Origin of the sequence: Tistlia consotensis USBA 355, from assembly GCF_900177295.1 — a bacterium.
Lineage (GTDB): Bacteria > Pseudomonadota > Alphaproteobacteria > Kiloniellales > DSM-21159 > Tistlia > Tistlia consotensis.
In genome coordinates, this window is sequence record NZ_FWZX01000001.1 from 348,577 (window position 1) to 372,285 (window position 23,709).

At 77.0% G+C, this 23,709-nt stretch carries 7 protein-coding genes; all 7 read left to right on the plus strand.

Annotated elements, in window-relative coordinates; all coding sequences use genetic code 11:
• Positions 1-10 precede the first annotated feature (10 nt).
• Positions 11-6,349, plus strand: coding sequence for a non-ribosomal peptide synthetase (locus B9O00_RS01655; protein ID WP_085120681.1), 6,339 nt, complete (start codon positions 11-13; stop codon positions 6,347-6,349).
• Positions 6,346-18,666 carry a hybrid non-ribosomal peptide synthetase/type I polyketide synthase gene (locus tag B9O00_RS01660; protein ID WP_085120682.1) on the plus strand — a complete coding sequence of 4,107 codons (12,321 nt, stop codon included), beginning with the start codon at positions 6,346-6,348 and terminating at the stop codon, positions 18,664-18,666. Before B9O00_RS01655 ends, B9O00_RS01660 begins: the two co-directional genes overlap by 4 nt.
• Positions 18,663-20,264 carry an MBL fold metallo-hydrolase gene (locus tag B9O00_RS01665; RefSeq protein ID WP_085120683.1) on the plus strand — a complete coding sequence of 534 codons (1,602 nt, stop codon included), beginning with the start codon at positions 18,663-18,665 and terminating at the stop codon, positions 20,262-20,264. The genes B9O00_RS01660 and B9O00_RS01665 overlap by 4 nt, the downstream gene beginning before the upstream one ends.
• A 174-nt stretch (positions 20,265-20,438) precedes the next feature.
• Positions 20,439-20,879, plus strand: coding sequence for a DUF305 domain-containing protein (locus B9O00_RS01670; protein ID WP_085120684.1), 441 nt, complete (start codon positions 20,439-20,441; stop codon positions 20,877-20,879).
• Complete coding sequence (locus B9O00_RS01675; protein ID WP_085120685.1) at positions 20,876-22,348, plus strand: YncE family protein; 1,473 nt, start codon at positions 20,876-20,878, stop codon at positions 22,346-22,348. Before B9O00_RS01670 ends, B9O00_RS01675 begins: the two co-directional genes overlap by 4 nt.
• A 19-nt stretch (positions 22,349-22,367) precedes the next feature.
• Positions 22,368-22,889: a sigma-70 family RNA polymerase sigma factor gene (locus B9O00_RS01680; protein WP_085120686.1), complete on the plus strand. Its 522-nt coding sequence runs from the start codon at positions 22,368-22,370 to the stop codon at positions 22,887-22,889.
• Positions 22,886-23,671 (plus strand): anti-sigma factor family protein, encoded by a 786-nt coding sequence (locus tag B9O00_RS01685; RefSeq protein ID WP_085120687.1) that lies wholly within the window; start codon positions 22,886-22,888, stop codon positions 23,669-23,671. Before B9O00_RS01680 ends, B9O00_RS01685 begins: the two co-directional genes overlap by 4 nt.
• The last annotated feature ends 38 nt before the right edge of the window (positions 23,672-23,709 follow it).

Here is a 23,709-nt window from a genome sequence, read left to right on the forward strand (position 1 = left end):
AAGGAATCTCGTGGGGGTCGGGTCGACGGATCTGGGCGCGGAGGCGCTGCTCGTCCAGCTGCTGAAAGGCGAGGGCTTCGCGCCCGACGCCACGGCGGCGCCGGGGCCGCGACCCTCGCAGGCGCCGGCGCCGGCCGGCCCGGCGCAGCGTCGCTTCTGGATCCAGGAACAGATCGAGACGGCGGCGGGCCTGAACAACCTCGGCTGCCTGATCCGCTTCGCCGCGCCGCTCGACCGGCCGGCCCTGGACCGTGCCCTCGCCGCCCTGGCCGCCCGCCACGAGGTGCTGCGCACGCGCTTCGAGGAGCAGGACGGCGAGATCCTGGAGATCGTCGAGCCGGCGGCGGCCCCGCCCCTGGAGGAGCTTTCCGCCGCGGCCGCCGGGCCCGGGCAGACGGCCGCGGCGCTGGCCTTCGTCGAGCGGCCCTATGCGCTCGACCGGGCACCGCTCTGGCGCGCGGCTCTGCCGGCCGCGGCCGGCGACGCCCTGCTGTTCGGCTGCCACCACATCATCCTCGACTGGACCGGCCTGCAGCGCCTGCTCGGCGAGCTCGCCGGCCTCTATGCCGACGAGCGCGCGGGGCGGCGGGCCGAGCTGCCCCCGGTCGCCCTGCAGCAGGCCGACTACAGCCACTGGCTCGGCCGCGAGGCGCGGCGCCGGCGCCTGGAGGACGACCGCGCCTACTGGCGCGAGCGGCTCGCCGGGCCCCTGCCGGCGCTCGACCTGCCGGCCGCGACGCCGGCCGGCCGGACGGCGCGCTGCCGGAGCGTGCCGCTGGAACTCGATCCGGCGCTGACCGCTGCCGTCCGGCGCTTCGCCGCGGCGCGCCGCTCGACCGTCTTCCAGGTCCTGCTGGCCGCCTACGCCGGCACGCTCGGCCGCTTCGCCCTGGCCGAGGAGGTCGTCGTCGGCACCTCCGTCGACCACCGCGACGGTCCCGCCACGGAGGCGATCGTCGGCTGCCTGACCGACCTGCTGCCGCTGCGCTGCGATCTTTCCGGCGCACCGGGCTTCGGCGCCCTCGTCGAGCGGCTGCACGCCGCCACCGCCGAGGATTTCGCGCACCAGGCGCTCGGCTTCGCGGAGCTGGTCGAGCTGGCCGCGCCCGAGCGCCGCGCCGACATGGCCCCGCTGTTCCAGGCCCTGTTCAATCTGCTGCCGGCCGCGGCCGGCGACGGCCTCGGCATCGAGCCGCTGCAGACCAGCCTCGCCCGCGCCGACCTGGCGCTGGAGCTGGCGGATTCCGGCGGCCGCATCGCCGGCCGGCTGGAGTACCGCGAGGGGCTGATCGCGCCCGCGGTCGCAGAGGCGCTGGCCGGTGCCCTCGCCTGCCTGCTGCGGCACGGCCTGACCGAGCCCGAGCGGCCGGTGAACCGGCTCCCGCTGCTCGAGCCCGAGCCGGCGGCAGCACGGCTGGAGCACGTCAACCCGCCGCCGCCGGCGGCTCCGGCCGAGACTCTCGCCCAGCTCTTCGTCGCCGGCGCCGAGCGGAGGCCGGCGGCCGTGGCGCTGATCGAGGGCGAGCGCGAGGTGACCTACGGCGAGCTGCTGGCGCGCTCGACCGCGCTCGCCGAGCGGCTGGTCGAGGCCGGACTCGAGCCCGGCCGGCCGGTCGCGTTCGCCCTGGAGCGCTCGGTCGACTTCGTCGTGGCGCTGCTGGCCACCCTGCAGGGCGCCGGCGTCGCCCTGCCGCTCGATCTCGGCCATCCCGGCGAGCGGCTCGCCGCCATGGTCGCCGACAGCGGAGCTGCCCTGCTGGTCGCCCGGGGGAGGCCCGCCTGGCTGACGACGGAGGGCTGCCGCGTCGTCGGCCCGGACGCGCCGCCGGCCAAGGGTCTCGCCCTGCCGCAGGCCCGGCCTGAGGATGCCGCCTACCTGATCTACACGTCCGGCTCGACCGGCCGGCCGAAGGGCGTGTTCTGCCCCCAGCGCGGTGCGGTCAACCGCCTGGCCTGGATGGCCGGGGCCTTCCCCTTCGCGGCGGACGAGCGCGGCTGCCTCAAGACCTCTCCGGCCTTCGCGGACTTCGCCGCCGAGCTGTTCGGTCCGCTGCTGGCCGGCTGCCCCGTGGTCATCGCCGACCGGGCAACCGCCCAGGACCCGCAGGCGCTGACGGCGCTGATCCGGGAGCGTCGGGTGACGCGCCTGGTGCTGGTGCCCTCGCTGCTGCGCATCTGGCTCGACGGCCTGCCCGACCTCGGCGAGCGGCTGGCCTCGCTCCGGGTCTGCGTCAGCAGCGGCGAGGCGCTGCCGGCCGAGCTGGCGGCGCGCTTCCGCGCCCGGCTGCCCCGCTGCCGGCTGCTCAACCTCTACGGCTCCTCCGAGGTCTCGGCCGACGCGACCTGGTACGAGGTCGAGGGCGACGAGCAGGACCGCGTCCCGCTCGGCCGGCCGATCCCCGGCAACCGCGTCGCCGTGGTCGACGAGGCCGGACAGGTCCTGCCGAGCGGCGCGCCCGGCGAGATCGTGATCGGCGGCCTCGGCGTCTCGAACGGCTACCTGAACGCCCCGGAGACGACGGCCGAGCGCTTCGGCGGCTTCGGCCCGGCCGCGCTCGGCACGCCGCGCTTCCGCACCGGCGACCTCGGCTTCCACGACGCCGAGGGCCGGCTGATCGGCCTCGGCCGCCGCGACCGGCAGATGAAGGTCCACGGCGTGCGCATCGAGCCGGGCGAGATCGAGGCCGTGCTGGCCCGCCATCCCGAGGTGCGCGAGAGCCTGGTCCTGGTCCTCGGCGCGGGAGAGGCGGCTGGCCTGGTCGCCTATGTCGCCGGTCCGCCCGGGCTCGAGCCGGAGACGCTGCGCGGCTTCCTGGCCGCCCGCCTGCCGCGCGCCCTGGTGCCGACGCACTACGTGATCCTCGAGCGCCTGCCGCTCAACGCCAACGGCAAGCTCGACCTCGCCGCCCTGCCGGCGCCCGCCGCGACAGGGCGGGGACGACAGGTCCGGCGCGGCGTCCTCGATCCGCTGGAGGCGCTGCTCGCCGAGGCCTGGGGCTCCGTGCTCGGCACGGCAGTCGAGACGGCCGAGGCCGACTTCTTCGCGCTCGGCGGCAGCTCGCTGCAGGCGATCCTGGCGATGACCCGGCTCGGCGTGGCGCTGGGCCGCCCCCTGCCGGTCGCCTGGCTGTTCGAGACGCCGCGGCTCGCCGAGCTGGCGCAGCGCGTCGCGGCTGACCCGGAGGCCGAGCAGGCACCGCTGCCGCCACCGGCAGCGTCGCGGCACGGCGGCACCGCGCCGGCGACGGTCAACCAGGCCTGGCTCTGGGAGGAATACCGGCAGGACCCCGGCCGCATCGCCTACAACCTGCCGATCGCCTACCGCCTCGACGGCCCGCTCGACGCCGACGCCCTGGACGCCGCGGTGAGCGCCCTGGTCGCGCGCCACGAGTCGCTGCGCACCCGGCTGGAGGAGGACGAGACCGGGCTCGTGCAGCGCGTCGACCCGGCCCCGGCGAGCCTGCTGGCCCGCCACGACCTCTCGTCCGCCGCAGAGCCCGAAGCCGCGCTCCAGGCGCTGATCGAGCAGGTCGGCCGCCAGCCCTTCGCGCTCGACCGCGAGCGGCCCTTCCGCGCCCTGCTGGCGAGGCTCGGCGAGCAGCGCCACTGCCTGGTCATGGTGCTGCACCACGTCGCCGGCGACGGCTGGTCGGGCCAGCTGCTGGTCGAGCAGCTGGCCGCCCTCTACCGGGCCCGCCTGGGCGGCGGCGAGCCGCCGGCGCCGCCGCGCCTGCAGTGCGGCGACGTCGCACGCTGGCAGCAGCGGATCCGGCCGCTGCTGGCCGGACGCCTGGAGCGCTACCAGGCCTCGCTGGCCGGCGCCGAGGCGCCGCGCCTGGCCGGGCTCCGGACCGGCGCGGCGTCCGGCGGACCGGTCGGGATCGCGCCGGTCCCGCTGCCGGCCGCGCCGGTCGAGCGCTTCTATCGCCTCGGCGCCGGCGGCCGGGCGACGCCCTTCGTGCTGATGCTCGCCGCCTGGGCGGCGCTGCTGTCCCGCTTCGGCGACGTCGAGCGGCCGCTGCTCACCACGCCCTTCGCCGGGCGCGGCCTAGCCGAGCTGAAGCCGGTCGTCGGCTTTCTCGCCAACCCGGTCCTGCTCGCCGTCGACCTGCGCGACTCGCCGAGCTTCGACGAGACGATCGCGGCGGCACGCCGGGCGCTGCTGGAGGGCCTGCGCCACGAGGAGGTGCCGCCCTCCTGGATCCAGGCCGGCGCCGCCGGCTGGCCGGGCGGCGGCAAGGGGACCGGCGAGGCGCTCCGCTCCATGCTGATCGTCGAGGACGCCCGCCTGTGGCGCCTCGAGCTGCCGGGCGTGACCGCGCGTCTCGTCGCGGCGCCGCAATCGCCGGAGGCGCGGGTCGACCTTGCCCTGGTCGTGACGGCGACCGACGAGGGCCCGCAGGTCCGGCTGGAGTATGCCGGGCGGCGCGTGCCGGCGGCGCTGGCCGAGCGCCTGGCCCGGGGCCTCGCCGCCCTGATCGACGGCGCGGCCGCGGATCCGGCAACGCCGCTCGACCGCCTGCCGCTCGGCGAAGGCGCCGCGCCGCTGCTCGCGGCCCGCAGCGTCGCGCCGGCCGAAGCCCGCCTCGACGCGCTGCTGGCGCGCCAGGCCGCCGAGCGGCCGGAGGCGGCCGCCCTCTGCGACGGGCGCGGCGACCTGAGCTACGCCGAGCTGGAGCGACGGGCCGCCGCGATCGCCGGCCGCCTGCAGGCGCTCGGCGTCGCCCCCGGCGACCGTGTCGCCCTGGTCGCCGCGGCCTCGCCCCGCCAGGCCGCCGGCCTGCTCGGGATCTGGCGCGCCGGGGCGACCGCCGTGCCGCTCGACCCCGCCTACCCGAGCAGCCGGATCGCCTGGACCCTGGCCGACGCCGGCGTCGTCGCCGCGCTCGCCGAGGGGCCCCTCGACTACCCCTGCCCGCAGCTCCGGCTCGACGAGGCGGCCGCCGGACAGCCGGCCCGGTGTCGGGCGGCGCCCGGCCTGGCGCCCGCCGCCGTGATCTACACCTCCGGCACCAGCGGCCGGCCGAAGGGCGTGCTGCTCGACCAGGCGGCGCTCTGCCGCCTCGGCGCCGCGCTCGCCGAGGCCTACGCGCTGCAGCCGGGCGACCGGCTGCTGCAGGTCGTCTCGCCGGCCTTCGACGTCGCGCTCTCCGACCTCGCCATGGCGCTGGCCGCCGGCGCGACCCTGGTGGCGGCGCCGCGCGAGGCGGTGATGCCGGGCCGCAGCCTCGCCGCGACCCTGGCCGGCCAGGCGATCACCCATCTGCAGGCGCCGGCGGCGGTGCTGGGCGCGACCGAGCCGGGCGCTCTGCCGGCCCTGCGCGTCGTCGCGGTCGGCGGCGAGGTCTGCCCGCCGGAAACGGCACGGCGCTGGGCGGCCGGGCGCCGGCTGTTCCTGCTCTATGGGCCGAGCGAGGCGACGGTCACGGCGGCGCTCGCGCCCTGGGACGAGACGGCGCGCGCCGGCACCCTGGGCCGGCCCTTCTGCGGCGCGCGCCTCGCGGTGCTCGACGCCGCCGGTGCGCCCCTGCCGCCCGGCGTCCCCGGCGAGCTCGCGATCGCCGGCCCCGGCGTCGCGCTCGGCTATCTCGGCCGGCCCGGGCTGACAGCCGAGCGTTTCCAGCCGGATCCCGACGGCGGTCCGGGCGCCCGGCGCTACCGGACCGGCGACCGGGTGCGCCTGGAAGAGGACGGCACGCTGACCTTCCTCGGCAGGCTCGACCGCCAGGTCAAGCTGCGCGGCTTCCGCATCGAGCCCGGCGAGACCGAGGCGGCCCTCGCCGCCCGGCCCGGCGTCGCCCGGGCGCTGGCCGCGGTGCGCGGCGACGCGCTCGGCGAGCGGCGCCTGCTCGCCTGGGCCGTGCCGGCGGCCGGCGCCCGGCTCGACGGCGCAGCGCTCCGCCGGGAGCTGCGGCGGATCCTGCCCGACCACCTGGTCCCGGCGCTGATCGTGGAGGTCGCCGAGGTGCCGCTGACGCCCAACGGCAAGGTCGACTGGGACCGCCTGCCGGTCCCCGCGGCCGCGCCGCCCCGCGCCGCACCGGCTCCGCGCACGCCGCTGCCGCAGGGCGAAGCCGCGATCCGGCGCGAGCTGGCGGCGATCTGGGCGACGCTGCTCGGCCGCGAGGAGGTCGGGCTGGACGTCTCCTTCTTCGACGTCGGCGGCCATTCCCTGCTGGTCGTCAAGCTGCAGGAGCGGCTGGCCGAGCGCTTCGGCGTCGAGCTGCCGATCGGCGAGCTCTTCGCCCACCCGACCCTGCGCCGCCTGGCCGCGCGGCTGCAGGAGGCCCTGCCGGCCCCGAAGACCGGCCCGGAGACCGCCGGGGCGGTCGAAGACTTCACGCTATGAGGCCGCTCGACGAACTCTTCGCCGAACTGGAGCGGCTCGGCGTCGGCCTGGAAGCCGAGGGCGGCGCGCTGCGCGTCCGCGGCCCGGCCGGCTCGATCGAGCCGGGACTGCGCGCCGAGCTGGCGGCGCGCAAGGCGGAGCTGCTGCAGGCGCTCGCCGGCACGGAAGCGCCGGCCCTGGCCGCCCGGCCCGATTCCGACGCGCCGGCGCCCCTGACCTTCAACCAGCGCCGCCTCTGGTTCCTGGAGAAGCTGGGCGAGAGCGGCAGCAGCTTCGCCATGACCGCGGCCTGGGAGCTGGGCGGCACGCTCGACGTCGCGGCGCTGCGCCGGGCGCTCGGCGCCCTGACCCGTCGCCACGCGATCCTGCGGGCGCGCATCGAGGAGCCGGAGGACGCGCCGGACGGGGAGCCGCGGCTCGCGATCGCGCCCTGGGCCCCGCCCGCGCTGGAGGAGGATCGGGGCGCGCCCGACGGGGTCCAGGCCCTGCTCGAGACGGAGGCCGCGGCGCCCTTCGACCTCGCCCGCGGCCCGCTGTTCCGGGTCCGGCTGGTGCACCTCGCCGAGGACCGCCGGCTGCTGCTGGTCGGGCTGCACCACCTGATCTCCGACCGCTGGTCGATGGGCATCCTGTTCCGCGACCTCGCGGCCCTGATGCGCGCCGAGCTGACCGGCGAGCCGGCCGGGCTGCCGGCGCTGCCGCTGCAGTTCGCCGACTTCGCCGACTGGCAGCGTGGCCACCTGAACGAGGCGACCCTGGCGCCCGAGCTCGCCTGGTGGCAGCAACGTCTCGCCGGCGCCCCCGCCGACCCCGGCCTGCCGCTCGACCGGCCGCGCCGGCCCCTGCGCGGCAGCCGGGGTGCCGCGCACCGCTTCGCCCTGCCGGCCGAGGCCGACCTCACGCGCCTGGCGGCCCGCCAGGGCGCGACCGCCTTCATGGCCTACCTCGCGGTCTATGCCGCCCTGCTGGCGCGCTGGAGCGGCCAGGACGAGCTGGTCGTCGGCTGCCCGCTCGGCAGCCGTTCGGAGGCCCAGACCCACGAGCTGATCGGCTTCTTCGTCAACACCGTCGCCCTGCGCCTCGACCTCTCCGACGACCCGAGCTTCGCGAGCCTGCTCGGCCGCGCGCGGGAGGCCAGCCTGGAGGCCTTCCAGCACCAGGACGCGCCCTTCGACCGCATCGTCGACGCGCTCAAGCCGCAGCGCCAGCTCAACCGCAACCCGCTGTTCCAGGCGATGTTCGTGCTGCAGACCGCGGAGATGAGCGGGCTCGCCTGGCCGGGCATCGAGGCGCGGCCGCTCGAGCTGCCGCCGATGGCGCCGGAGGTCGACCTCAATCTCGCCCTGGAACCGCCGGCCGCCGCCGGCGCGCCCTTCACCGGCTACCTGGAGTACGACCCCGAGCTCTTCGAGGCCGCCACCGCCGAGCGCTTCGCGCGCCAGTTCGGCGCCCTGGCCCGGGCCGCCGCCGCGGCGCCCGACACGCCGATCTCCCGCCTGCCGCTCGAGGACGGGCCGGGCGCCAGCTGGCAGGGGCCCGAGCGCCCGCTGCCCGACGCCCGCCTCGACCGGCTGATCCTCGACAGGCTGCGCGACCGGCCCGAGGCTCCGGCCCTGGTCGCCGCCGACGGGCAGACGATTGCGGCCGGCGTGCTGGCCGGACGCGCGACGGCGCTCGCCGGCCGGCTGCTCGACGCCGGCCTCGAGCCCGGGCAGCCGGTCGGCCTGTGCCTGCCGCGCGGGCCGGAGCTGGTCGCCGGCCTGCTCGGCGTGCTGGCGGCCGGCGGCGCCTTCGTCGTGCTGCCGTCCGACGCCCCGGCGGCGCATCTGGCGCGGATCGCCGAGACCGCCGGCCTGACCCTGTCGCTCGCCGACCGGACGACCGCGGATCGCCTGCCGGCCGGGGTCGCGCCCCTGCTCGTCGAGGAGCTCGCGGAAGCCGGCGACGCACCGCCGGAAGCGCCCGCCGGCACGCACGCCTACCTCTGCTTCACCTCCGGGAGCAGCGGCAGCCCGAAGGGCATCGCCGTCGGCCGGACGGCCCTGCTCAACCATGCCCTGGCGGCCGCCGAGGCCTTCGGGCTGGGCGAGGGCGACCGGGTGCTGCAGTTCGCGGCCCCCGCCTTCGACGTCGCCCTGGAGGAGATCCTGCCGAGCCTGCTGGCCGGCGCCGCGGTGGTGCTGCCGCCGGCAGAGGCCCTCGACTCCCTGGAGGCCTTCGGGCGCTTCCTGGGCGAGGCCGGGATCACCGTCGCCAACCTGCCGGCGCCCTTCTGGCACGCCTGGGTGCGCGAGCTCGCCGAGAGCGGCGGCAGGCCGCCGGCCTCGCTGCGCCTGCTGGTCACCGGCAGCGACCGGGTGCACCGCAGCGCCGCGGAGCAGTGGCAGGCCCTGGCGCCGGACGTCGCCTGGCTGAGCGGCTACGGCCCCAGCGAGGCGACGGTGACGGCGACGCTCTTCGACCCGCGCCGCGATCCGCTGCCGGCCGGTGCCGCGACCGTGCCGCTGGGGCCGCCGCTCGCCAACGTCTCGGTCCATCTGGTCGACCCCGAGGGCCGGCCGGTCGCTACCGACCTGGTCGGCGAGATCGTCATCGAGGGCGCCGGCCTCGCCGACGGCTATCTCGGCGAGGCGGCGGCGGCGCAGGCCTTCCGGCCGCGCCTGCCCGGCTGCCCGCCGGCCTACTGGACCGGCGACCTTGGGCGCCGGCGCGGCGACGGCAGCCTGGAGTTCGTCGGGCGGCGCGACGGCCAGCTCAAGATCCGCGGCATGCGCGTCGAGCCGGCGGCGGCCGAAGCCGAGCTGGCCCGGCTGCCGGACGCCGGCGAGGTCGCCGTGGTCGGCCGGCCCGACGGCGGCGGCGGCAGCCAGCTCGCGGCCTTCGTCACCGGCCCGGCCGATCCGGAGGCCTTGCGCCGACGGCTCGCCGAGCGCCTGCCGGCGCACCTGGTGCCGGCGACCGTCGAGCGCCTGGAGAGCCTGCCGAGGACGGCGTCGGGCAAGCTCGACCGGCGGGCGCTGGCGGTGCGGCCGGCGGCGCCGCGCGCGGCCGGGACGCCGCCGGCCTTCGCCGGCGAGCGCGAGCGGCTGGTCGCCCAGGTCTTCGCCGAGGTGCTGGAGCGCGACGACATCGGGCCCGAGGGCAACTTCTTCGAGCTCGGCGGCGATTCGATCCGCAGCCTGCAGATCGTCGCGCGGGCGCGGCGCGCCGGCCTGGCGCTGACCGCCCGGACGATCTTCCAGCACCAGACCGTCGCCGCCATCGCCGCCGCGGCCACGCCCCTCGACGAAGAGCCGGAGGGACCGCCGGGCGTCGGCCCGCTGCCGCTGACCCCGGCCTTCGGCTGGTTCCGCGAGCATGTCGTCGCGGGCTGGCGGCACTTCAACCAGGCCGTGGTCCTCGCGGTGCCGACGCCGCTCGACCGGCCGGCGCTGGAGCAGGCCCTCGCCGCCCTGGTCGCCTGCCACGACGTGCTGCGGCTGACCGTCGAGGACCGCGAAGGCGCCTTCCGCTGCGCGGTGCCCGAGACCGGGCCGGCGCCGGCCCTCACCGTCGTCGAGCTCGCCGGCCTCGACGGCGAGGCCCGTGCCGCCAGGCGGGCCGAGGCCTTCGCGGCCGCGCACGAGAGCCTCGACCCGGCGCGCGGACGCAACCTCGCGGCCGTGCTGCTGCCCGACGAGGGGCGGCTGCTGCTGACCATCCATCACCTCTGCGTCGACGTGCTGTCCTGGCGCGTGCTGCTCGACGACCTGGAGGCCGCCTACGAGGCGGCGAGCCGGGGCCGGGCGCCGCGGCTGCGGCGCCCGGCGACGCCCTTCCGCCTGTGGGCCGAGCGGATGGCCGAGGCGGCGGGCTCGGCCGACGCCGGAGACCTGACCTACTGGCTGGGGCTGCTCGCCCATCCCTCGGACCTGCTGCTGCCGGAGGCCGGCACGGAGCCCGGCCTGGACGGCGACGGCGCCTCGGTGCAGCTGGCCCTGGACAAGGCGGTGACGACCGACGTCCTGCGCAACGCGCCCGCGGCCTACGGCGTGCGCCCGGACGAGGTCATTCTGGCCGCCCTGCTGCTCGTGCTGCGCCGGCGCGGCGGCAGCCGCCTGCGCGTCGAGCTGGAGCGCAACGGCCGGGTCTCGCCCTTCGAGGACCTGGACCTCTCGCGCACCGTCGGCTGGTTCACCTCGATCGCGCCGCTGCTGCTCGACCAGGAGGAGACGGACCTCGCGAAGCTGCTGCCCGCGATCGCCCGGACCGCCGCCGACAGCCCGCTCGACGGCCTCGGCTTCGGCCTGCTGCGCTACCTCGGCGGATCGGAAGCGGCCGTGCTGGCCCAGCTGCCGCAGGCCCAGATCCTGCTGAACTTCGTCGGCGAGCTGACCGGCTGGAACGCGGCGCCCTTCCGGCCGGTCGTCGAGGATCCGGGGCCGACCATCGCCGCGGAGAGCCCGCGCAGCCACGTCCTGGAGCTCAACATCGGCGTCGTCGAGGGCGGCCTGCTGCTCTACCTCGGCTTCCCCGGCGAGACCGGCTGCGCCGAGGCCGCCGCCGGCCTGCTCGACGACCTGGCCGCGGCCCTGGGCGAGATCGGCCGCGCCGCGCGCGCCGCGCGCGCCGGCCTCGAGCTGCCGCCGGACGTCGAGGCGACGCTGCCGCTGACGCCGCTGCAGCGCGGCATCCTGCTGCACAGCCTGCACGAGCCGGAGACCTACTTCGACCAGCTGCAGCTGACCCTGCACGGCCCGCTCGACGCCGCGGCGCTGCGCGAGGCCTGGCGCCGGGTCGCCGCGCGCCACCAGGCCCTGCGCGCGGCCTTCCGCTTCGGCCGGGACGGCACCCCGGTCCAGCTGATCCACGAGTCGGCCGACCCGCAGTGGGTCGAGAAGGACTGGCGCCGCCACGACGCGGCGGAGCAGAGCCGGCGGCTCGCGGCCCTGCTCGCGGCCGACCGCGCCACCGGCTTCGACCTGGCGCGCGCGCCGCTGCTGCGCCTGACCCTGGTGCGCTGCGGCGAGGCGCGCCACGAGCTGGTCTGGAGCGCCCATCACCTGCTGCTCGACGGCTGGTCGGTCTCGCTGGTCATGGCCGAGGTCGCGGCGCTCTACCGCGCGGCCGCCGGCGGCGCCCCGGCCGGCCTGCCGGCCGCGCCCGACTTCGCGCGCTACCTGGGCTGGCTGGAGCGGGCCGACGAGGCCGCCGCCGCGGCCTACTGGCGGCAGCAGCTCGCCGGCCTCGAGCCCTGCCTGCTCGCCGGCCCCGGCTTGGCGCCGGCCGGCGCCGAGCCGGCCGGTGCGCCTAGCCAGCTCGCGCTCGGGCCGGAGGAGGCGCAGGCCGTCGAGGCCCTGGCCCGCAGCTGCAGGGTGACCGTGGGTCAGGTGATCCAGGCCGCCTGGGCGCTGCTGCTCGGCCGCTACACCGGCCGCGACGAGGCCGCCTTCGGCCTGACGGTCTCGGGCCGGCCGCCGGAGCTGCCGGGGGTCGAGTCCCTGGTCGGCATGCTGATCAACACCCTGCCGGTCCGGGTCGCCCTGCCCGGCGGCGCGCCGGTCGAGACTTGGCTGCAGGACCTGGGCGCGCAGGCGATCGAGCGGGCGGGCTTCGCCGGGACGCCGCTGCCCGACGCGCTGTCGGCCGCCGGTCTCTCCGCCGGCAGCCTGCCCTTCGACAGCCTCGTGCTGATCCAGAACTACCCGCGGCCGAAGGCGCTCGACGCCGGCGGCCTGACCATCGAGCTGGCGCGCGTCGCCGAGGCGACGAACTTCCCCGTGACCCTGGTCGCGGAATGGCCGCGGGGAACGGCCGGCGACGCGACGACCTCCGCGACCCTGGTCGTCGTCCGCGATCCACGGCGCCTGTCGTCGGCCGCGGCCCGGCAGATCCTCGGCCACCTGCGGCACCTGCTGCAGGCGATGAGCCGCGACCCGCAGGCACGGCTCGACGGCCTCTCGCTCTACGACGGCGCCGAGCGCGAGCGACGCCTCGCCCTCGGCCGGGGCGAGCTGATCGAGGTCGCCCCGGCGCTGGCCCATGAGATCCTCGACGACTGGGCCGAGCTGGCGCCCGACGCCCCGGCGGCCGTCTCCTGGGACGGCACCCTGAGCTACAGCCGGCTCGCCGCGCGCTCGGACGCCCTGGCCGCGCGTCTGGCCGCCGCCGGGGTCGGGCCCGGCAGCCGGGTCGCGCTCGCAGCCCCCCGCTCGGCCGCCCTGGTCGCCGCCTTCATGGCGATCCTCAAGGCCGGCGGCGCGGTGGTGCCGCTCGACGTCGCCTATCCCGAGGAGCGGCTGCGCTTCATGCTCGAGGACTGCGGCGCGGTCCTGGCGATCACCGACCGCGCCCATCGCGAGCGCCTGCCGCTCGGCGGCCTGCCGGTCCTGCTGCTCGACGAGCCAGAGACCGAGCATCGGCCCGAGCCGCCGCCGGCCTGGAGCCCGCCTGCGATCGATCCGGAGAGCCCGGCCTACGTCATCTATACCTCGGGCTCGACCGGCCGGCCGAAGGGCGTGCTCTCGCCGCACCGCGGCCTGCGGGCCCTGATCGCGGCGCAGCGGCGGGTCTTCCGCCTCGGCCCCGGCGACCGGGTGCTGCAGTTCGCCTCGCTGTCCTTCGACGCCGCGGTCTGGGAGATCGTCATGGCGCTCGGCGCCGGCGCCGCGCTGCACCTGCCGAGCCGCGAGGACGCCCTGGCCGGGCCCGAGCTCGGCGCCTACCTGCGCAGCCGTCGCATCACCGCCGCGACGCTGCCGCCCTCGCTGCTCGCCGTGATCCCCGAAGGCGCCTATCCCGACCTGCGCCTGCTCGGCGTCGCCGGCGAGGCCTGCCCGCCGGCGCTGGCCCGCCGCTGGGCCTCGGGGCGCCGCTTCTTCAACGGCTACGGGCCGAGCGAGACCACGGTCTGCGCCGCGATCTTCGAGGGCGGCGGCGACGGCGCCAGCCTGCCGATCGGCCGGCCGATCCCGAACGGCTCGGCCCAGGTCGTCGACCGGCGCCTGGAGCCGGTCCCGCCCGGCTGCGAGGGCGAGCTGCTGGTCGGCGGCCCCGGCGTCGCGCTCGGCTATCTCGGCCGGCCCGGGCTGACCGCCGAGCGCTTCGTCGCCGATCCCTTCTCCGAGGTGCCAGGCGCCCGGCTCTACCGCACTGGCGACCTGGTCCGGGTGGCCGCCGACGGCACGCTCGTCTTCCTCGGTCGCATCGACCGCCAGGTCAAGCTGCGCGGCTTCCGCATCGAGCCAGGCGAGGTCGAGGCGGTGCTGACCGCCCTGCCCGGCGTCGCCCGGGCCCTCGCCGCGGTGCGCGCGGACCGGCGCGGCGAGCAGCGGCTGCTCGCCTGGATCCTGCCGGCATCCGGCGCCCGCCCGGACCTCGACGCCCTGCGCCGGACCCTGAAGGAGCGGCTGCCGGGCCACATGGTGCCGGCAGCGGTGATCGCCATCGAGGCCGTGCCGCTGACGCCCAACGGCAAGGTCGACTGGAACGCCCTGCCGGGCGACACCGGCAGCGGCTCCGAGGAGCCCTCCGCGCCGGCGGCCGCGGCCGTCCCGGCGACGGGCGGCGAGACCGGCGAGACGACGGTCCGGCGCCGGCTCGCCGCGCTCTGGAGCGAGCTGCTCGACCGGCCTGCGGTCGGCGACGACGACAACTTCTTCGACGTCGGCGGCCACTCCCTGCTGCTGGTCCAGCTGCAGAGCCGCCTGAGGCAGGACTTCGGCATCTCCCTGCCGGTCAGCGAGCTCTTCGCCCATCCGACGGTCCGGGCCCTGGCCCGACGCCTCGTCGAGCAGGGCGCGGCGGCAGAGGTCGCCGCCGCCGAGGCGGCACCGGCCCCCGCGCCGGCGGCCGAGCCGGTCGAGGCGACCCCGCAGGCGAGCGGCGAGCCGATCGCCGTGATCGGCATGGCCGGGCGCTTCCCCGGCGCGCCCGACCTGGAGGCCTACTGGGACCTGCTGGTCGAGGGCCGCGAAGGCCTGACGCGCTTCGACCGGGAGACGCTGCGCCGGGCCGGGGTGCCGGAACGGCTGATCGACGATCCGGCCTTCGTGCCGGTCGGCGGCATCCTCGACGACGCCGAGGCCTTCGACCCCGCCGTCTTCGGCCTCGGCCCACGCGACGCCCTGGTCCTCGACCCGCAGCACCGGGTCTTCCTGGAGTGCGCCTGGCACGCCCTGGAGGACGCGGGCTACGCGCCGGGCGCGAGCCGCGGGCGCATCGGCCTCTTCGCCGGCAGCGCCTACAACACCTGGCTGCGCGAGGTGCTGGTGCCGGCCGGCGAGGACCTGGCCGGCTCCGGCGGCTTCCACATGGTGACCGGCAACGACAAGGACTTCCTGGCGACCCAGACGGCCTACCGGCTCGACCTCAGGGGCCCGGCGCTGGCCGTGCAGACGGCCTGCTCGACCTCTCTCGTCGCGGTCGCGCTGGCGGTCGAGGCCCTGCAGGACGGCCGCTGCGAGATGGCCCTGGCCGGCGGCGTGGCGATCAGCTTCCCGCAGGAGCACGGCTATCTCTACGAGCCGGAGATGATCCTCTCGCCCGACGGCCACTGCCGGGCCTTCGCCGCCGATGCCGCCGGCACGGTGCCGGGATCCGGGGCCGGCGTCGTGCTGCTGAAGCCGCTGGCCCGCGCCCGGGCCGACGGCGACCGGGTGCTGGCGGTGATCCGCGGCGCCGCGGTCAACAACGACGGCGCCGACAAGATGGGCTTCACCGCGCCCGGCGTCGAAGGCCAGGCGGCGGCGATCCGCGCGGCCCTGGCGGCGGCCGGCCTGGAGCGCGACGCGGTCGACTACGTCGAGACCCACGGCACCGGCACCGCCCTCGGCGACCCGGTCGAGGTGACGGCACTGGCCCGCGCCTACGGCGGCCGGGCCGAGCCGCTGCTGCTCGGCTCGGTCAAGAGCAACATCGGCCACGCCGACGCCGCGGCCGGCATCGCCGGGCTGATCAAGGCGGTGCTGGCCTTGAGCCGCGGCATCCTGCCGGCAAGCCTGCACGCCCTGCCGGCCAACCCGCGCATCGGCTTCGCCGCCGGCCCCTTCGAGGTCGTCGCCGAGGCACGGCCCTGGCCACAGCGCGACCGGCCGCTGCGGGCCGGCGTCAGCGCCTTCGGCATCGGCGGCACCAATGCCCACGTGATCCTGGAGGCCGCGCCGGCCGAGCCCGACGAGGCGGCGCGGGAGCCGGCGGCCGGACCGCAGGTCCTGCCGCTCTCGGCCCAGAGCGAGACGGCTCTGCAGCGACAGGCCGCGACCCTGGCCGCCCACTTGCGCGCCCATCCGGACCAGCGCCTGGCCGACGTCGCCTTCACCCTGCAGCAGGGCCGCGCGGCCCTGCGTCGCCGCCGCGCCGTCGTCGCGGAGAGCGCCGCCGAGGCGGCGGCCGCGCTGGAGATGCCGGGCGGCGGCATCACCGGCCGCGCGGCGGTGCAGCCGCCGGCGGTCGCCCTGCTGCTGCCCGGACAGGGCAGCCAGCACCCCGGCATGGGCCGGGCGCTCTACGCCGCGGGCGGCGTCTTCCGGCGCGAGCTCGACACCCTGTCGGAGCAGCTGCGGCCGCTGCTCGGCCTGTCGCTGGCCGAGCTGCTGTACGGCGACGGCGCCGCCGGGCCGGAAGCCCTGCGCCGCACCGAGATCGCCCAGCCGGCGGTCTTCGCCGTGAGCCTGGCCCTGGCGCGGCAGTGGCAGGCGCTCGGCCTGACCGCCGAGGGCCTGCTCGGCCATTCGGTCGGGGAGTACGTCGCCGCCTGCCTCGCCGGCGTCTTCGGCCAGGCGGAGGCGCTGGCCCTGATCGTCGAGCGCGGCCGGCTGATCGGCGCGCTGCCCGGCGGGGCGATGCTGGCGGTCAACGGCGGCGAGGCCGAGGTCCGGGCCCTGCTCGACGCCCCCGGCGGCGAGGGACTGGCGCTGGCCGCGGTCAACGGGCCGCGGCTCTGCGTCGTCTCGGGCCCCGAGGCGGCGGTCGCGGCGCTGGAGGCACGACTGGCCGAGGCCGGCCGGCCGGGCCGGCGCCTGCAGACCTCCCACGCCTTCCACTCGCCGATGCTGGCGCCGGCCGCCGAGGCCCTGGCCGAGGCGGTCGCCCGCGCCCGGCCGAAGCCGCCGCGCGAGCGCTTCGTCTCGAACGTCACCGGTCGCTGGATCACCGCCGACGAGGCGACCGACCCCGGCTACTGGGCGCGCCACCTGCTCTCTGCGGTGCGCTTCGCCGACGGCCTCGCGACCCTGCGGGAGGCGGGCATCGCGCTGGCGGTCGAGTGCGGCCCCGGCCAGGCCCTGACGGCGCTGGCCCGCGGCGCCGGCCTGACGGCGCTGCCGAGCCTGGCCCATGCCGTCGAGACCCCGGCCGGCGGCTCGCGCCTGGAAGCGGCGGCGGCCGGGCTCTGGGTCGAGGGCGTGCCGCTCGACTGGCCGGCGCTGCATGCCGCCCCGCGCCGCCGCGTGTCCCTGCCGCTCTATCCCTTCGAGCGGCGCCTCTTCCGGCCCGAGCCGCGGAAGCGCCGTCCCGTGCCGCAGGCGGCGCCGCTGGGCAAGCGGCCGGCGATGGCCGAGTGGTTCTACCGGCCGGGCTGGACGCCGGCGCCGGCCGCGGAGGGCGCCGGCCTGGACGGCCCCTGGCTGATTCTCGCGGACGCCGGCGGCGTCGCAGCGACGCTCGCCGAACGGCTGGCGCGCGATGGCCAGGCCGTGACCCTGGTCGAGGCCGGCGAGCGCTTCGAGAACAGCGCACCCGGACGCTTCTCGGTGCGGCCGGCCGAGGCCGAGGATTTCCGCCGGCTGCTGGCGGCGCTCGATGCGCCGCCCCGGCGCGTGCTGCACCTCTGGGGCCTCGACGAGGCGGCACCGGAGACGCTGGAGGAGCGCGGCCTGCACGCCCTGCTGGCGCTGATGCAGGCGCTCGGCAGCGCCCTGTCCGGCCGCCGCCTGCGCCTCGACCTCGCGACCCTCGGCGCCGCGGACGTCACCGGCGAGGAAGCGCTCCGGCCCGAGCTCGCCGCCGCCGTCGGCGCTCTGCGCGTGCTGCCCCACGAGTATCCGGAAACGACGGTCCGCGCGATCGACCTGGAGCCGGCGCCGGCCGAGGCCAGGGCGGAGCAGCTGGCGCAGGAGCTGGCGCTGGGCGGCGCCGAGACCGTCGTCGCGCGGCGCGGCGGCACGCGCTGGGTGCCGGGCGTCTCGGCGCTGCCGCTGCCCGAGCGGCCGGCCGGCCTGCGCCGCGACGGCCTCGTGCTGATCACCGGCGCCTTCGGCGGAGTCGGCGCGGCGCTCGCCCGCGACCTCGCCCGCGAGCCGGGCATGCGCCTGCTGCTGCTCGGCCGGCAGCCGCTGCCCGGGCGGGACGAGTGGGAGGCACGGATCGCCGACGGCGATCCGCTGGCGCCGCGCCTGCGCCTGGTCCGCGAGCTCGAGGCCGCCGGCGCCGAGGTCGTGACGGCGGCGCTCGACCTCGCCGACGGCCCGGCGCTGGCCGAGGCGGTCCGGGCCGCGACGGCACGCTTCGGGCCGGTCACCGGGGCGATCCACGCCGCCGGCCTCGCCGATCTCGCCGGCGTCGTGCAGAACCGCGGGCGCGCCGATACGGAGCGCGTGCTGGCGCCGAAGGTCGCCGGCACGCGGGCGCTGGAGGCGGCGCTGGCCGGCCAGCCGCTCGACTTCCTGGTGCTCTGCTCGACCCTCGGCTCGTTCCTGCCGGCCGCCAAGTTCGGCCAGGTCGCCTATGCGGCGGCCAACGAGTTCCTCGACCTCGCCGCGGCGGCGATCGCGCGACGCAGCGGCTGGCGGACCGTCGCGGTCAACTGGGACGACTGGGTCGAGGCCGGCATGACGGTCGAGGCGCACCGCACCTGGGGGACCGGCCTGCCGACCGCCGACGACGGCCTGACCGCAGCGGAGGGTGCGGCCGCCCTGCGCCGCATCCTGGCCGGCCGCGAGCCGCGCGTCGCCGTCTCGGTCCGCGACCTGCCGGCGATGATCGCCGAGGCCGAGACGCGCTTCGATCCGCTCGCCGCGCCGCTGCCGCCGAAGCGGGCGGAGATGCCCGAGGCGCCGGGCGCGGCGGCGAACGCGGTGCCGCCGGCCGACGCCGATGCCCTCGCCGCGGAGCTGACCGGGGCCTTCCGGCGCGTCCTCGACGATCCCGAGCTCGGCGCCGACGACTCCTTCTTCGAGCGCGGCGGCCATTCGCTGCTGGCCATGAAGCTGCTCGCCTTCCTGCGCGAGCGCTTCGGCCTCGGCCTGGGCATCGCCGCGGTCTTCGACCATCCGACCCCGCGCGGCCTCGCCGACGAGGTCCGCCGCCAGCTGGCCGCCCGCGAGAAGGAGTTGACGTGAGCCTGCCGCTCTACTGCCTGCGCCCCGACGTCGTGGTCGAGCCGCTGGTCGCGCGCTGGCACGCCTGGCCGCACCTGGTCTCGCCGGCGACCGGCGCGCTCAACGCCCAGCACCGCCACCTCAAGACCATGGAGTCCTACGTCGCGATGCCGCAGGTCCATGCCGCGGCGCTGCGCGACCCCGCGCTGCTCGGCGGCCCCTTCCTCGACCTGGGCGGCGAGCGGGTCGAGGAGATCCGGGCGCTGATCGACTGGACGCGCGCCCGGCAAGGGCCGGCGCTCCGGCTCGCCGCCGAGCTCGCCGCCTGCTGGAAGCTGCTGGCCGAGGCCGATGGCCTCGCCATGGCGCCGCTCTACGGCCGCCTGCCGGAGAGCCTGCGCGGCGCCGCGGAGCTGGTCTACACGCCGGCCGGGGCGCCGGACCTCAGGCTCGACGAGGCGCTGCTCTACCGCAGCCCGGCCTACGATCCGGGCCTGCAGGGCGTCATGCTCCGGCACGTCGCCAGCGACGAGCGGCCCTTCGCCTTCAGCACGCCGCGGCTCGACGAGCCGGGCGACCTCTACCTCGAGCTGCCCTTCGCCAGCCCGGCCTGGGACCTGCTCGGCAGCCTGCGACGCCGGCCGCGGCCGCTGGCCGAGATCGCCGAGGCCCTGGGCGTCGAGGGCGACCGCCTGGCGTTGCTGGAGAGCCTTCTGACCGAGGCCGTGCCGGCAGCGACGGCGCCGGCCGGAACGACGCGCTGGCGCTACTTCGGCCACGCCTGCGTGCTGGTCGAGACGGCCGGCGGCAAGTCGCTGCTGGTCGATCCCGTGATCGCCTACGAGAGCGGCGCGGCCCCGGAGCGCTTCACCGCCGCCGACCTGCCGGAGTGGATCGACTACCTGGTCATCACCCACAACCACGCCGACCACGCCCAGATCGAGACCCTGCTGGCGCTGCGCTGGAAGGTCGGCACCGTGCTCGTGCCGGCGGGCGGCGGCAGCCTGGTCGACCCGTCGCTCAAGCTGGCGCTCGAGGCGATCGGCTTCCGCGACGTGCGGGCGCTCGGCAGCCTGGAAGAGGTGGTCGACGGCGACCTCAGGATCGCCGCCCTGCCCTTTCTCGGCGAGCACGCCGATCTCGACGTGCGCACCAAGGCCGCCTGGCTGGTCGAGGCGGAGCGGCTGCGCCTGGTCTTCGCGGCCGATTCCAACAACCTCGACCCCGCGCTCTACGACCGCCTGCGGCCGATCGTCGGGCGGCTCGACACGCTGTTCCTCGGCATGGAGTGCAAGGGCGCACCGATGAGCTGGCTCTACGGCTGCCTGCTGCCGACGGCGCCGAGCCGTGCCCAGGACCAGGCGCGCCGGCTCGACGGCTCGGACAGCGCGCGGGCCCTGGCGGCGATCCGCAGCCTGGAGGCCAGGCGGGTCTGCGTCTACGCCATGGGCCTGGAGCCCTGGCTGAAGTTCGTCACCAGCATCGCGCCCGACCCCGAGAGCGTGCCGATGCGCGAGTCCGAGAAGCTGATCGCTGCGTGCGGCGCGCTGGGCATCCCCGCCGAGCGGCTCTACGGCCGGGCCGAGACCATCTCGGCCGGCGCGACGGCTTCCTCTTGAGCCGTCATCCCGAATCGCAAGGCTCGCCAACCGGAAGCCTTTTCAAGGCGTTCGGGCTCGACTGACGCCCGGGACGACGCGGTAAGCGGACGGCGTCGGTGGTCCCGCCGGAATAATCCGGCGCGCCGGCTGTCCTACTCCCAGAGGCCCGTCACCTGCCCTCGGGAGTCCAGCATGCCCAACCACCGTTCCCTCGCCGTCGCCGCGTGCGGCGCGGCGCTCGTCCTGGCGCTCGCCGCCGGTGCCTCGGCGCAGGAGGCCACGCGGCAGGGGCCCGCGGCCCAGATCGCCGCCGCGGGCGCCGAAGCCCCCTTCCTCGCCGAGAACGAGGCGGCCATGAGCAGGATGATGGCCGACATGACGGTGACGCCGAGCGGCGACGTCGACCGCGACTTCGTCGCGATGATGGTGCCGCACCACCAGGGTGCCATCGACATGGCCGTCGCCGAGCTGCGCCACGGCCGCAACGAGGCGCTGAAGCGCCTGGCCCAGGAGATCATCGTCACCCAGCAGCAGGAGATCGCCGCCATGCGGCTCGCCGTCGGCGAGCCGCTGCCGCCCGCCGCCCCAGCCCCCACGGCGCCCGCCGCCGCCCTCCAGGAGACCCCGAAATGAAGCGCCGCCTTCTCGCCACCACCCTGCTGACCGCCGGCCTGCTGGCCGGCGCCCTGCTGGCCGCCCCGGCCCGCGCCGGCCAGGCGCCGGCCTCGGCCCAGTCGCCGGACATCCCGCTCAGCCACCACGACCGGGTCTACGCGGCCGAGCAGTTCTCCAACACCGTCTCGGTCACCGATCCCGCCGACAACCGGCTGCTCGGCGTGATCCGGCTGGGCGACCCGCAGCCGCGCAACCTCAGCCCGCTCTACCGCGGCCAGGTGCTGGTCCACGGCATGGGCTTCTCACCCGACCACAGGACGCTCGCGGTGGTCTCGGTCGGCAGCAACTCCGTGACCTTCGTCGACACGGCGACCAATGCCGTGAAGCACACGACCTACGTCGGGCGCTCGCCGCACGAGGCCTTCTTCACGCCCGACGGCAAGGAGGTCTGGGTGACGATCCGCGGCGAGGACTACGTCGCCGTGCTCGACGGCAAGTCCTTCGAGGAGAAGACGCGGATCAAGGTGCCGGCCGGCCCGGGCATGCAGATCTTCTCGCCCGACGGCAAGTACGGCTACGTCTGCTCCTCGTTCAATCCGGAGACCGTGGTGATCTCGGTCGCCGACCACCGGATCGTCGGACGGGTCAAGCAGGCCAGCCCCTTCTGCCCGGACATCGCGGCGACGCCGGACGGCAGGCAGGTCTGGCTGACGCAGAAGGACGTCGGCAAGGTCGTGGTGTTCGACGCCAGGCCGCCCTTCACGGTGCTGAAGATCCTCGACACGGGACCGATCACCAACCACGTGAACATCGCGCACAACGCCAAGGGCAGCTTCGCCTACGTGACGATCGGCGGCGCCAGCGAGGTCAAGGTGTACCGGACCGACGATTTCTCCCAGGTCGCGACGATCCCGGTCGGCAGCCTGCCGCACGGCCTCTGGCCCTCGGGCGACGGCAGCCGCATCTACGTCGGCCTGGAGAACGCCGATGCCCTGGCGGCGATCGACACGCTGACCAACCAGGTCGTCGCGACGATCCCGATCGGTCAGGCGCCCCAGGCCGTGACCTACGTTCCGAACGCGGTGCCCGAGGGCGACGGCAGGACGGGCCTGCAGCCGCTGGGCACCGCCGGCGCCGCCGCGCACTTCCTGCTCGCCGATGCCACGGGTGGGGCCGCCGACGCCAAGGCGCCGACCAGCGTCACGCTGTTCGACCAGGGCCTGTCGCAGGTGCTCCAGGCCTCGGTGACCGGGCTGGAGCCGAAGCGGCCCTACGTGCTGGCCCTGGCGGCGAAGCCGGACGGCAGCGGCCCGCTGCAGCCGCTCGCCGCCTTCACCGCCAACCCGCGGGGCGCCGCGATCGTCAACGCGCTCGGCCCGATCCGCCAGATCGTCCAGGGCGAGGACGAGGCGCCCAGGCACTACCTCGTGATCGCCTCGGTGACCGACGGCAGGCCCGGCGCGCCGGTGCAGGTCCAGGCCCGGTGACGGATCGTCGGCGGCGGCCATGAACGACATGATGCTGTTGATCGAGCCGTTGATCCCGCCGCTGCGCCGCTACGCACGCGCGCTGCTGCGGGACCGCGCCGCCGCCGACGACCTGGTGCAGGACTGCCTGGAGCGCGCGATCGGCCGCTGGCACCAGCGTCGCCAGGACGGCGACGCCCGGAGCTGGCTGTTCGCCATCCTGCACAACCTCGCGATCAACCGGCTGCGCCAGGCCCAGCGCCGCGGCCGGCACATCGCCGTCGAGGAGGCCGACGAAAGCGTCTTCGCCCGCCAGCCGACCCAGGAGCAGGGCCTCAGGCTCGACGGCCTGCGCGCCGCCCTGGCCGAGCTGCCCGAGGAGCAGCGCGCGGTGATCCTGCTGGTCTCCGTCGAGGATCTCACCTATGCCGAGGCCGCGCGCGTGCTCGGCGTGCCGATCGGCACGGTGATGTCGCGCCTGGCGCGCGGCCGCGAGAAGCTGCGCCGGGCCCTGGAGGAGGAGCCCGCCGCACGGGAGACCAAGCTGCGGAGGGTGAAATGAGCCGCCGGCCGATCACCGAAGACGACCTGCAGGCCTTCGTCGACCAGGCCCTCGACCCGCCGCGCCGGGCCGAGGTCGAGGCCTACCTGGAGGCCCATCCCGAGGTCGCCGGGCGCATCGAGGGCTATCGCCGGCAGCGCGCGGCCCTGCGCGCCGCCTTCGCCCCCGTCGCCGACGAACCGCTGCCGCCCGAGCTCAGCCTGGCCCGCCTGATCGAGGCACGGCGCCGCACGCGAACCGTCTGGTGGCGCGCCGCCGCCGCGGCCCTGCTGCTCGGCCTCGGCGGCGGCGCCGGCTGGTCGCTGCACCAGGCGGTCGCGCCGGAGGCGCCGGCCGGCCCGGGCGGCATCCTGGCGCTGGCCCAGGAGGCCGCCGACAGCTACGCGGTCTATGCGCCGGACCGGGTCCAGCCGGTCGAGATCCGCGCCGACCAGCAGGCGCGGCTGGTCGCCTGGGCCTCGCAGCGCCTGCAGCGTCCAGTCAAGGTGCCGGACCTCACGGCCTCGGGCTTCCGCTTCATGGGCGGCCGTCTGGTCGCGACGCCGCACGGCCCCGCGGTGCTCTTCATGTACGACGACGACAGGGGCACGCGCCTGGTCGTGCTGAGCCGGCCGATGGCGGTCGAGCGCGACGCGCCGATGGCCGAGCGGTCGAAGGGCGACGTCGCCGGCTTCACCTGGGCGCAACAGGGCATCGGCTACAGCCTGGTCGGCCCGCTGCCGCCCGACCGCCTGCACCCGCTCGCCGACACGGTGCGCCGACAGGTCGCTCCCGATGCCTGAAGCGGCCGCTTTACCCGATCGGCCGGACAGTCCAGAAG

Excerpts from the sequence above, each read along its gene's own strand:
- B9O00_RS01680 (WP_085120686.1), top strand. The coding sequence starts at position 22,368 with ATGAACGACATGATGCTGTTGATCGAGCCGTTGATCCCGCCGCTGCGC.
- B9O00_RS01660 (WP_085120682.1), top strand. The coding sequence starts at position 6,346 with ATGAGGCCGCTCGACGAACTCTTCGCCGAACTGGAGCGGCTCGGCGTC.
- B9O00_RS01685 (WP_085120687.1), top strand. The coding sequence starts at position 22,886 with ATGAGCCGCCGGCCGATCACCGAAGACGACCTGCAGGCCTTCGTCGAC.
- B9O00_RS01675 (WP_085120685.1), top strand. The coding sequence starts at position 20,876 with ATGAAGCGCCGCCTTCTCGCCACCACCCTGCTGACCGCCGGCCTGCTG.
- B9O00_RS01670 (WP_085120684.1), top strand. The coding sequence starts at position 20,439 with ATGCCCAACCACCGTTCCCTCGCCGTCGCCGCGTGCGGCGCGGCGCTC.